This window comes from Tistrella mobilis KA081020-065 (assembly GCF_000264455.2).
Taxonomy (GTDB): Bacteria; Pseudomonadota; Alphaproteobacteria; order Tistrellales; family Tistrellaceae; genus Tistrella; species Tistrella mobilis.
The window spans coordinates 672,995-685,078 of sequence record NC_017956.1; the positions used below are offsets into that span (position 1 = coordinate 672,995).

8 protein-coding genes and 1 riboswitch are annotated in these 12,084 nt (G+C 70.1%); of the genes, 1 reads left to right on the top strand and 7 read right to left on the bottom strand.

Translation table 11 applies throughout. The annotated features are described in order from the left end of the window. Positions 1 to 194: 194 nt before the first annotated feature. The 7 genes from TMO_RS03060 to TMO_RS03090 form a co-directional block, all read right to left on the bottom strand. Entirely contained in the window at positions 195 to 1,373 is a 1,179-nt protein-coding gene (locus TMO_RS03060) for a M48 family metallopeptidase (RefSeq protein ID WP_014744120.1), read from the bottom strand. A 2-nt stretch (positions 1,374 to 1,375) separates the two neighbouring features. After that, positions 1,376 to 2,512 carry a YjgN family protein gene (locus TMO_RS03065; RefSeq protein WP_014744121.1) on the bottom strand — a complete coding sequence of 379 codons (1,137 nt, stop codon included), beginning with the start codon at positions 2,510 to 2,512 and terminating at the stop codon, positions 1,376 to 1,378. Positions 2,513 to 2,634: 122 nt separating this feature from the next. Beyond that, entirely contained in the window at positions 2,635 to 4,359 is a 1,725-nt protein-coding gene (locus TMO_RS03070; RefSeq protein ID WP_014744122.1) for a thiamine pyrophosphate-dependent enzyme, read from the bottom strand. A gap of 74 nt (positions 4,360 to 4,433) precedes the next feature. Next, the gene (locus TMO_RS03075) at positions 4,434 to 4,901 is read right to left on the bottom strand and encodes a RidA family protein (RefSeq protein ID WP_014744123.1); all 468 of its coding nucleotides are present in this window, start codon (positions 4,899 to 4,901) and stop codon (positions 4,434 to 4,436) included. 45 nt (positions 4,902 to 4,946) lie between these two features. Continuing rightward, positions 4,947 to 6,425, bottom strand: coding sequence for an aldehyde dehydrogenase family protein (locus tag TMO_RS03080; protein ID WP_014744124.1), 1,479 nt, complete (start codon positions 6,423 to 6,425; stop codon positions 4,947 to 4,949). Positions 6,426 to 6,702: 277 nt separating this feature from the next. Continuing rightward, positions 6,703 to 7,818 (bottom strand): alkene reductase, encoded by a 1,116-nt coding sequence (locus TMO_RS03085; protein ID WP_014744125.1) that lies wholly within the window; start codon positions 7,816 to 7,818, stop codon positions 6,703 to 6,705. A 195-nt stretch (positions 7,819 to 8,013) separates the two neighbouring features. After that, positions 8,014 to 8,496: an Lrp/AsnC ligand binding domain-containing protein gene (locus TMO_RS03090; protein WP_014744126.1), complete on the bottom strand. Its 483-nt coding sequence runs from the start codon at positions 8,494 to 8,496 to the stop codon at positions 8,014 to 8,016. 180 nt (positions 8,497 to 8,676) lie between these two features. Between TMO_RS03090 and putA the strand changes: the two genes are divergently transcribed. Beyond that, positions 8,677 to 11,859 carry a bifunctional proline dehydrogenase/L-glutamate gamma-semialdehyde dehydrogenase PutA gene (gene putA / locus TMO_RS03095; RefSeq protein WP_014744127.1) on the top strand — a complete coding sequence of 1,061 codons (3,183 nt, stop codon included), beginning with the start codon at positions 8,677 to 8,679 and terminating at the stop codon, positions 11,857 to 11,859. 77 nt (positions 11,860 to 11,936) lie between these two features. Next, a riboswitch (SAM-I-IV-variant riboswitch) is annotated at positions 11,937 to 12,058 on the top strand. The last annotated feature ends 26 nt before the right edge of the window (positions 12,059 to 12,084 follow it).

A 12,084-nucleotide genomic window follows, 5' to 3' on the forward strand; every position in this document is an offset into this window, starting at 1 on the left:
GGGTTGATCGCTTGCCAGCATCACTCCGTATCGCTCGTCATCCACGGCGAGCGGCTTGAGATATGAACGTCTGGGTTGCTTAATTCAGGGTAGACCTGCGCTCTGGCAATATCCAACCTTATTTTTGGTTGTGATATATTCAATGATATACGCGTATCGCCCCATGGTACGCGGATGGTGCCCGGCGTTCAGGGTCACGAGCCGGAGGGCTTGTCGCTGTTCTTCAGCCGCTGACGTTCCGGCCCCGAGGCCGGCGGGCCGGATGCAGAAGAACCGCCGCATATGCCCTTGAGCGCCTGCCAGTCGGCTTCGCTCAGCAGGGCGGGGCCGTCGGTGGCGGTTCCGGGCGCGGCGGTTCCGGCCGCGGTCAGGCGGGCCAGCCGGTCGGCCCCGAAGGGGTGGCTGTCCAGCAGGGTGCCATGGCCTTCGGTTTCGCCGGTCACCCGCACCAGCAGGTCGCCGAAGGCCGCGGGAGAGCGGCCCAGCCTGGTCATGGCCGCGGCCGAAAAGTCGTCGGCGGCGGTTTCCGCATCGCGGGAATAGGCGGCATTCAGCACGGCATCGGCGGCGGTGACGATCGCCGCGCCACCTGCCACGTCGCCGAACAGCAGCCCGATCACGAAAGAGGTGCTGCCGGCCCGGATCACCATCCGGAGCCCGTCGCGATGATGAACATGGCCGATCTCGTGGGCGATGACCCCGGCCAGCTCGTCGGGGGTTTCGGCCTTCTGCAACAGGCCGTCGAAGACGTAGATCCGCCCGCCCGGCAGGGCGATGGCGTTGACCACGTCGGACGACAGCACCACCACGTCGACGACGGTCTCGTCGTCCTCGGGCGGCAGGCCGGCATCGATCAGGGCCTGGACCATCTGCCCCAGCGCGGCCTGACCCTGGGGGCGGGTGCAGGCCTCGCCACCCAGCAGCGCCCGGACCTGACGGTCGGTGGCATCTCCCAGCCGGGCCTCGACCGAACGCGGCACCAGCGGCGTGATCCGGTCGGCGGCGAATGGGATGCCATAAAGCGCCAGCAGCACGATCGAGACGCAGGCGGCGACCGACCAGCCGAGCACCTGGCGGGTGCGCCCGCGGCCCTGGCCATGATCGAGCGCGGGGCAGCGCGTTTCGACGGCGCGCGCAAGCCCGGGGTCGGCGATCTCCAGCCGTGCCAGCGGGTTGCTCCCCGCCAGGGTTTTCAGGCGCAGCCGGCCGTGGCCGTCGGCCCGGCGGATGTCGTCCCAGGCCCAGCGGGCGAGCGGCGTGCCCTCTTCGACGATCTCCAGCACCGGGCCGATGATGATCGCGACCTGCCGTCGGCGCGCGCTCCGGCCGTCGAAGAAGATCGCGCGGGCATCGGTTCCGGACGCCTCGGTCATGCTCAGAGACCCCCGATATTGAGATCGAGCCCGCCGGCGAAGCCTTCGCCGATCGCGTCCACCGCCTCGCCCTGACCGGTTGCATGGTCTGCCGCCTCCAGCCCGTAGACCGCGGTGGTCTCAACGATCCGTGCCCAGATATCGCGGGTCAGGTAGATCCGCACCACCACGCCCGCGGCGAGCGCCATCAGCAGATAGCCGAGACCCAGACCTGCCAGCGCCAGCGGATGGGCGAAGGCGGCGGCGTAATCGGGCGTGCCGTCGGGGGCGGGCTGCGCCAGGGCGGCGGCGAGGCCGAAGATGCCTGACACCCAAAGACCCATCAGAGTGCCCAGCAGGACCCACCAGCCGGTCGCCTTCCAATAGATGCCGAAGAGTGCTTTGCGCTCAAGATAGCTGTGGAAGCGGACCTCGCCGAAGCGGACATTGGACACCCACCATTGCAGCATGGTCGCCCGCCAGGCGGCGATCAGGAAGGGCAGGGGGATAATGGTCAGCAGGGCCGGCACGGTCAGCAGCCAGAGATGCCAGCCGCGGCGGAACAGCTCCCGCCCGGTGCCGTCGAACCCGCCCTGAAGGTCGCCATAGGCGGTGTGGCGCATGCGATAGCGCTCCAGCGCCGCCTGCCGCCAGGGCAGGGCGGCACCCAGGCTCAGCAGCACCGCCAGATCCCAGAGTGCCGCGCGCCAGGCATAGCCGATGCCCGACCCGGTCATGGTGAAGCGCAGCCCCCGCCAGACGGTGCGGGTCACCCGATAGCGGCGGGCGCGATAGATCGCGAACTGGGCAAAGAGATAGAGGAACAGAGAGAGCGGCAGGCTGGCGAAGGCCTGCACCCGCTCGGCCTCGATACCGACCAGAAAATACACGAGATAAGCCGGCATCAGGATCGCGGTTGCGATCAGGAAACCGATCAGCAGTTCGCGGGCGCGGCCGACATATTCCAGCGGGTCGCCGTCGACCAGGGTATGGGACCACAGGTGCCGGCGGATGTCGGTGGCCAGCCAGAAGCGGTAGAAGCCGAAGGTGACGAGTTCAAGCAGCGCACCCCGCAGAACCAGGTTGCGGAAGGCCCGCCGCACCCCGTGGAAGCGGGTCCAGCGGGTGGACGGGGCGGGGGCGGGCAGTGTCTGGTCCATGGGGGCGGCTCGGGAAGGTTGGGGGGCGCCGGCACACGGCGGTCTTCTCAGATAGCCGGCAACGGCGCCCCGCGCAACCCTGTGTTCATGCGAGCCGTTCTCATCACCTTTTGGTGGGGTGGTCAGAGCGGCCCGTAGGCCGAGATGTCCCTGGGGTCGGTTTTCACATGCACCAGCGCCGGGCCGTCATGGGCCATGGCCGCGCGGAAGGCCTCGGCGAAATCCTCCGTCCGCTCCACCGTGAAACCGGCGGCGCCATAGGCCCGGGCGAGCAAGGCGAAATCGGGCCGTGACAAGGCGATCCCATGGCCGCGATCGCGGCCGATGCGCCGGGTCTGGTGCATCAGGATGGTGCCGTAGACGCCGTTGTCGACCACCACCACCTTGACCGGCAGGTCTTCGAGCACGGCGGTCGCCAGTTCCTGACCGGTCATCAGAAAGCCGCCATCGCCGGCAAAGACCACCACCGGGCGATCGGGATCAGCCATGGCGGCCCCAAGCCCCGCCGGCAGGCCATAGCCCATGGCGCCGGCCTGGGTGGCGAACTGGGTGTCGGGCCGCAGGAAGGGCCAGTAGCGGTGGACGAAGCCGGCGAAGTTGCCGGCATCGATCGCGACCGCGGCCTCGGGGCCGGCAATCTCTGCGGCCATCGTCACCACCGCGGCCATGTCGACCGCACCCAGCACCGGGGTGACCGGCCGGGCTGCGAAATCGGCGACACCCTTGTGGATCGCATCGCGCCAGTTGATCCGGTCGGCCGGCGGTTGATGCTCTGCCAGCCGGTCGGCGAGCGCGTCGAGCCCGGCCGCCACATCCGCCACCAGCATATGGTCCGGCAGGCGGGCGCTGCGGCCGGCGGCGCGGGCGATTTCCCCGGCATCGGGGTAGAGATGGATGACCGTCTGATGCGGGGCCGGAAGCGTCCAGCCCTCGCTGGTCACGTCGTCGAGCCGGCTGCCGGCGACCAGGATCAGATCGGCTTCGGCGAAGGCGCGCTTCTGCGCCGGGCTGCGGCCCAGCCCGAGATGGCCGAACCAGGCCGGATGATCGGCCGGCACCAGGTCCTGGCGGCGGAAGGCGGTGGCGAGGCCGCAGCCGCTGACCCGGGCCAGCCGGTCGAGGGCGGCATGGGCGCGGTCGAAGGCGGCAATCTCGCCCGCGATCACGATCGGGCGGGCGGCTGCCGCCAGCGCCTCGGCGGCGGCGATGGTCTGGGCGGCACCGGGCAGGCCGGCCGCGGCCCGCAGCCGGCCGAGATCGGGGCCGTTGGCGCGCACGCCGCCGGCGATATCGGGCAGGGCATCCGCCGCGGTCTCGCCTTCGGTCACGTCCTCGGGCAGGACCAGGATCACCGGGCCGGGACGGCCGGCCATGGCGATGCGCAGGGCGCGGGCGGTGGCCCCGGCACAATCGGCGGCGGTGCGCGGTTCGATCACCGCCTTGACCGCATGGCCGAACATGGCGCCGTAATCGACCTCCTGGAAGGCTTCCAGCCCATGCTCGCGGGTTGCGACCTGGCCGACCATCAGCACCAGCGGCGTGGAATCCTGGGCGGCGACATGGACGCCATGGGCGGCGTTCGATGCGCCGGGGCCGCGGGTGACCATGGCGATGCCGGGCAGGCGGCGGGCCCGCGCCCAGGCTTCGGCGGCGCAGGCGGCGCCGGTCTCGTGGCGATGGACCAGCAGGCGGATGCGGTCGGCATGGATGCGCAGCGCCTCCAGCACGGCCAGGTAGCTTTCGCCCGGCACGCAGAAGGCGGTGTCGATGCCATGGGCGATCAGGGTGCGGATGATGGCCTCGCCGCCCGAGGGCGGCGTCGTCGCGGAGGCGTCGGGTCCGGTCATGGGCGGGGATCCTGCAGCGGGGGGCACAAGCGAAACCGCCGCAGCCCCGGGGGCTGCGGCGGTTCGGATCCGGATCAGGCGATCTCGGCGACGATCTCGACTTCCGCCGTCACGTCCAGGGGCAGTTCGTTCACCCCCACCGCCGAGCGGGCATGCTTGCCGGCATCGCCGAAGATGTCGACCAGCACGTCCGAGGCTCCGTTGCCCACCTGCGGCTGGCCGTTGAAGCCGGCGGCGGAGGACACGAAGATCACCACTTTCACGATCCGCTTCACGCGGTCGAGATCACCGCCGCAGGCGGCCTTGAGCTGGGCGATGCAGTTGAGCGCGCAGAGCCGCGCCGCGGCGGCGCCGTCCTCGATCGACCGCTCGCCGCCGACCTTACCCTTCCAGACGACCGCACCATCGGCGACCGGAACCTGGCCGGAGGTGTAGACCAGATTGCCGGTCACGGCGTAAGGCACGTAATTCGCGACGGGGACGGCGGGCACCGGCAGGGTGATGCCCAGTTCTGCGAGACGCGCCTCGATCTTGCCCGACATGGCTCAGCTTGCTCCTTCGGTCGTGGGGAGGACGCCCGGACCCTGTCAGGCGCCCGGACGGCCGGTCGCGCCGGCGGTCAGCCGGATCGCGACATTCTTGGTCTGGACATAGCCGAGCAGGGCTTCGACGCCCTTCTCCCGGCCATAACCCGACCGCTTCATACCGCCGAACGGCGTTTCGATGCCGCCGGCGAACCACTCGTTCACGAAGACCTGACCGGCGATCAGACGGTCCGCCACCAGATGCGCCCGGGCCAGATCGCGGGTGTAGACACCCGCACAGAGACCGTAATCGGTGCCGTTCGCGATGGCGAGTGCTTCTTCGGCATCATCGAAGGGCAGGATGGTCAACACCGGGCCGAAGACTTCGTTCTGGGCGATTTCGGAGGAGGGCGTGGTGCCGGCGATGACGGTCGGCGCCATGAAATAGCCCGGCCGGTCGACCCGGCGGCCGCCGGATGCGGCAGTGGCACCGGCCTGGACCGCGCGCAGGCACATGGCCTCGATCTTGTCGAGCTGGCCGTCCGAGATCACCGGGGTCAGCTCGGCATCCTCGATGCCCGGGCCGATCTTCAGCGCCGAGGCGGCGGCGGCCATGCGCTCCACCACCTGGTCATAGACCGGCCGTTCCACCACCAGCCTGGACGAGGCCGAGCAGACCTGGCCGGCATTGGTGAAGATGCCGCCGCGGGTCGAGGTGATGACCTGATCGATATCGGCATCCCTGAACACCACGCCGGCCGACTTGCCGCCCAGCTCCATCACCGCCGGCACGACCCGGTCGGCCAGGGCATGGAGGATCCGGCTGCCGGTCTGGACCGAGCCGGTGAAGACCAGATGGTCGATATCGCCATGGCCGGCGAGGGCGGCACCCGCCTCGTGGCCGAAGCCGGTCAGGATGTTGACGACACCGGCCGGCACGCCGGCATCGTGGACCGCCTGGGCGAGTGCTGCCAGCGACAGGGCCGACAGCTCCGGCGTCTTCATCACCACGGTGTTGCAGGTGGCGAGCGCACAGGCGATGGACCGGGCGCCGATCTGGAGCGGGAAGTTCCAGGGCACGATCTGGGCCGACACGCCGAAGGGCGCATGCACGGTGTAGTCGATATAGTCGGGGCCGAGCGGGATCGACTTGCCTTCAAGCTTGTCGGCCATGCCGGCATAATACTCGAAATAGCGTGCGGCGGCGGCGACGTCGCCGCGGGCGGCCGAGATCCGCTTGCCGTTGTCGAGCGTTTCGACCAGCGCGATCTCCTCGGTCCGCTCCAGCAGGATCCGGGCGATGCGGTGCATCATCCGCGACCGTTCCACCGGCCTCATGTTCTGCAGCAGGCGGGCGTTGAAGGCCTTGCGCGCGGCGGCCACCGCCATGTCGACATCGGCGGCTTTGGCGCAGGCGATGTCGGCGATGACCTCGCCGGTCGCCGGGTTGACCACCGGGATGCGGGTGCCGTCCAGGCTGTCGACGAAGCGGCCGTCGATATAGTGCTGCCAGCTCCGCTTGATCTCGTTCGCGCCGCTCATGGGTTCCTTAGCCTCCCTGGTGGTCGTTGCGCCATCCGGGCCCCGTGGTCGTCACGATAGCGGTCGTCTGCGGGGGCCGGCGCGCCGGGCAGCATGCCAGCCCCGGGGCGGCCGCACAATTCCCGCAAGCCGTGGTCCTGGCAGATTTCCACTGCCGTCCACCGGGCGGAAACCCGCGTCCATCAAGGGGGAAGCCCGTTCGTCACCGAAACGCGAACGAGCCGGGCCCCGCCTGCAATTGCAGGCGGGGCCCGGCTCGTCGGAGGGATGTCTCAGTTCACTCGGCAGCGGCGCGGCCGTCGAGCGTGGGGTAGTCGACATAGCCCTTCGCGCCACCGCCATAGAGCGTGTCTCGATCGAGCGGTGCCAGCGGCGCGTTTCGGCGCAGCCGGTCGACCAGATCGGGGTTGGAGATGAACGGCCGGCCGAAGGCGACCATATCGGCCCGGCCCTCATCGATCGCAGCGATCGCGGCCGCGCGGTCATAGCCGTTGTTCACGATCCAGCCATGGCGGCCGAAGGCCTTGCGCAGGGCGGCATAGTCGAAGGGCTGATTGTCGCGCGGGCCGCCGGTCGCGCCTTCGATCACATGGATGAAGGCGATGCCGCGCCGGCCGAGTTCCGCGGCGACATAGCCATAAAGCACGGCCGGGTCGGAATCCTGGCCTGCATCATTGGCCGGCGTCACCGGCGAGAGCCGCACGCCCACCCGGTCGGCGCCGAACACCGAGATCGCGGCGTCGGTCGCCGCCAGCAGCAGCCGGGCGCGGTTCTCGATGCTGCCGCCCCAGTCGTCGGTGCGGGTGTTGGTGGCATCCCGCAGGAACTGTTCCAGCAGATAGCCGTTGGCGCCGTGGATTTCGACACCGTCGAGCCCGGCGGCTTTGGCATTCTCCGCCGCCTTGCGATAATCCTCGATCAGCCGCGGCATCTCGTCGGCGGAAAGGGCGCGCGGGGTTTCGAAGGGCACGAAGCCCGCTTCGGTGAAGGCCTGGCCTTCCGGGCGGATGGCCGACGGCGCCACCGGCGGCACGCCCCCCGGCTGCAGGCTGGGATGCGAGATCCGGCCGGTGTGCCAGAGCTGCATGAAGATCCGGCCGCCCCGGGCATGGACCGCCTGCGTGACCGCCTTCCAGCCGGCCACCTGCTCGGGCGTGAAGATGCCCGGGGTCCAGGCATAGCCGCGGCCTTCGGCACTGATATTGGTCGCCTCGGTGATCAGCAGGCCGGCCGCGGCGCGCTGGGCGTAATAGGTGGCGGCAAGCGGCGAGGGCACACCGTCGGCGCCGGCGCGCGAGCGGGTCAGCGGTGCCATGGCGATGCGATTGGCGAGCGTCAGCGAGCCCAGCGTCACCGGCAGGAACAGGCGGGCATCGGAAATCTGGTCGGTCATCGGGTCGGGTATCCTCGGACGAAAAATGCGGAGCGGCGGGACCGCCGCCGGCCGAGGCGCCGGGGTGGGCCCGTCAGATGCCGCGGGCATGCATCCGTGCAGATGGGGCGGCCTGTTGCGGTGCGGAAGTGGCCGCTCTCGTGAACAGGCCGTTTCCAGAGCGTGACAACAGACGTCACATCTCGCGGTCGGGGATCAATCCACCGGCAACCGCGCGTCGGTCTTCACCTCTTCCATCACCACATAGGTGTGGGTGGTGCGCACCCCCGGCAGGCTGACCAGGCAGTCGCCCAGGAAGCGGCGATAGGCGGCCATATCGGCCAGACGCGCCTTGACCAGATAGTCGAATCCACCGGCGACCATATGGCATTCCAGCACATCCGGCTGCTGGCGGATCGCGGCCTTGAAGGCTTCGAACACGGTCTCGTCGGTGCGATCCAGGCTGACCTCGATATAGACCAGCAGCGCGCGATCCAGCTTCGCGGGGTCGAGTTCGGCGCGATAGCCGCGGATATAGCCCTCGCGCTCCAGCCGCCGGACCCGTTCCAGACAGGGGGTGGGGGAGAGATGCACCCGGCGTGACAGCTCGACATTGGTCAGCCGGCCGTCGCCCTGAAGCTCGGTCAGGATACGCCGGTCGATGCGGTCGAGCGGGCGGGGTGTGGCGTCATCGGTCATCGGCGGATCTCATGCTGCCAGATCGGGGTTCAGGCAGAGAATATAACGCTGCAACCCGCAGAACAGCCGCACATTCTGCCTGCTCGCCGGTAATCTCCGGAGATTGCGCCCGTCGGCCCGGTCTCTTCCGGTCTGGCCCCGGCGCCCAACCGCGTGCCGCCCCTCCGGAGACGACACATCATGATCCGCGATACCGACGCCCGTCCCTTCGCTCTCACCACCGATGCCGGCCGCCGCCGGATCGCGGAGCTGAACCTCGCCCCCGAGGCCGAGATCACCGCCCGGCTGATCGAGGACGCCCGGCTGCCCGAGGGCATGGCCGCAACCGTCCGCAGCCGTGCCGAGGCGCTGGTCGCCAAGGTTCGCGCCGGGGACGAGCCGGCGCGCGGCGTCGAAGCCTTCCTCAAGGAATACGGGCTCGGCACCCGCGAAGGTGTCGTGCTGATGTGCCTGGCCGAAAGCCTGCTGCGTGTGCCCGATGCCGCCACCGCCGACCGGCTGATCCGCGACAAGCTGGGCGAGGCCGACTGGGATGCGCATCTGGGCCGCGCCGACAGCCTGTTCGTGAATGCATCAACCTGGGGGTTGATGCTGACCGGCCGGGTGATCCGGCTGGCGCCCGAGGATGTGGCCGGCGGTGCCTCTTCGGCCATCGGCCGTCTGGTGTCGCGGTCGGGCGCGCCGGTGATCCGCCAGGCCCTGCATGCCGCGATGCGCATGATGGGCAAGCAGTTCGTCCAGGGGCGGAACATCCAGGAAGCGCTGGATCGCGCCCGCGCCGGCTGGGCGAAGGGCTGGCGCCATTCCTTCGACATGCTGGGCGAGGCGGCGCGCACCGAGGCCGATGCCACCCGCTATCACGAGGCCTATCTGGCGGCGATCCGCGCGGTCGGCAAGGTCGCCCCGCGGGAGCTGGACGAGATTACCCGCCCCAGCGTGTCGGTGAAGCTGTCGGCGCTGCATCCGCGCTACGAGGCGGCCAAGGACGGCCGCATGCTGAAGGCGCTGGGCGGCCGGCTGGCCGAACTGGCGCGCGAGGCGAAGGCGGTGGGCATCGGGCTCACCATCGATGCCGAAGAGGCCGACCGGCTCGACATCTCGCTCGACCTGCTGGAAGGTGCCGCGGCCGACCCGGCGCTTGCCGGCTGGAACGGGCTGGGACTGGCGGTCCAGGCTTATCAGAAGCGCGCCCATGCGGTGATCGATCATGTGGTGGAGCTGGCCGGGCGCACCGGCCGCATCATCCCCACCCGGCTGGTCAAGGGCGCCTATTGGGACACCGAGATCAAGCGGGCGCAGGAACGCGGCCTCAGCTCCTTCCCGGTCTTCACCCGCAAGGAGGCGACCGACGTTTCCTATCTGGCCTGCGCCCGCCGCATGCTGGCGGCCCGCGACCGGCTCTATCCGATGTTCGCCACGCATAACGCCCATACCGTGGCGGCGATCGACGTGATGGCCGGCCATGACCGCCGCTTCGAATATCAGCGCCTGCACGGCATGGGCGAGCCGCTTTACGAGGCCGCGCTGGGCGATGCGCCGTCGAAGGGCGGCGTCAGCTGCCGGATTTATGCGCCGGTCGGCGCACATGAGGATCTTCTGCCCTATCTGGTCCGGCGTCTGCTCGAGAACGGGGCCAATACCTCGTTCGTGCATCGCCTGGCCGATGAGAGCGTCGCCATCGGCGATCTGGTCGCCGACCCGGTGGCGAAGCTTGCCGGCCGGGCCTCGCGGCCCAACCCGTCGATCCCGCTGCCGGGTGCGATCTATGCCCCCGAACGGCCGAACAGCCAGGGGCTGGATCTGGCCGATCCGCTGGTGGTGATGGAGCTGGACGCCGCCGTCGCCGCTGCCGCCGCCACACCCGCCGAGGCCTCGGCGATCGTCGAGGGCCGCGATCGCGGCGGCGCCTTTGCGGAGATCCGCAGCCCCGCCGACCGGTCGGAGGTCGTGGGCCGCGTGGCCGAGGCCGACGATGCCGCGGTCGAGGCGGCGATTACGGCCGCCCGCGCTGCCTGGGGCCGCTGGGATGCGCTGGGCGGGCCTGCCCGCGCCACCGTGCTGGAGGCCATTGCCGACCGCTATTGGGACGACCGCCACCGCGCCTTCGCGATCCTGATCCGCGAGGCCGGCAAGACCTGGCCCGATGCCCTGGCCGAGATCCGCGAGGCGATCGATTTCCTGCGCTACTACGCCGCCCGGGCCCGCGCCGATTTCGCCGGCCCCGTCACCCTGCCCGGGCCGGTGGGCGAGAGCAACGAGATCCGGCTCGCGGGGCGCGGTGTTTTCGCCTGCATCTCGCCCTGGAACTTCCCGCTCGCGATCTTCACGGGCCAGGTCTCGGCGGCGCTGGCCGCCGGCAACGCGGTTCTGGCCAAGCCCGCTGAGCAGACGCCCCTGATCGCCGCCTGGGCGGTGCGCCACATGCTGGCGGCCGGCGTGCCGGCCGGCGCCATCGCGCTGTTGCCGGGCGACGGCGCCCGGGTCGGTGCGAAGCTGGTCGCCGACGACCGGATCGCCGGCATCGCCTTCACCGGCTCGACCGAGACCGCGAAGCTGATCAACCGCGGCCTTGCGGGGCGTGACGGGCCGATCGTGCCGCTGATCGCCGAGACCGGCGGGCTCAACGCCATGATCGTCGACAGTTCGGCCCTGCCCGAGCAGGTGGTGGCGGATGTGCTGACCTCGGCCTTCGGCTCTGCCGGACAGCGCTGTTCGGCGCTGCGCCTGCTGTGTGTGCAGAAGGATGTCGCCGACCGGATCGAGACCATGCTCGCCGGCGCCATGGCGGTAATGGAGGTGGGCGACCCGATGCGGCTCGCGACCGATGTCGGGCCGGTGATCGATGCCGAAGCGCTGGACGGCCTGAAGGCCCATCTGGCGGCGCTGAAGGCGGCCGGCCAGACGAAAATCGCCGAGGCACCGCTGCCGGCCAGGGCCGAAGCCGGCACCTTTCTTGCCCCGACCGCCTGGCGGATCGACAGCCCCGACCGCCTGACCCGCGAGGTCTTCGGGCCGGTGCTCCATATCTGGCGCTACGAGGCGCGGGATCTGGAGGCGGTGGTGCAGCGGATCAACGCCTATGGTTATGGCCTGACCATGGGCGTGCACAGCCGCATCGACCGGACGGTGCGCCGGGTGGCGGAGCTGGCCCGGGTGGGCAATCTCTACGTCAACCGCAGCATGATCGGCGCGGTGGTCGGCACCCAGCCCTTCGGCGGCGAGGGGCTGTCGGGCACCGGTCCCAAGGCCGGTGGCCCGCGCTATCTGCACCGTTTTGCGGTCGAGCGCGTGCTGTCGGTCAACACCGCCGCGGCCGGCGGCGACACCCGGCTGATGACCACCATCGCCGATGGCGGCGACTGAGCATTCCGGCCCGTCACCTGCTCCGCAGTGCTGCGCGTGGCGGCCATTGCGGAGCGGGTGCGAAGGCCTTATGATCCGCGCCACATCAAGAGTTGGGGCGACGCCCAACGCCAACCTGCCGCATCCGGGCAAGGTGGCACTCCCTCGCGATCCCTGCGATTGGGAAGATGTGGCCGAGCCGGCAATCAAACGGATCACGCCACCGCGTCCGCCCCTGAAAGATCG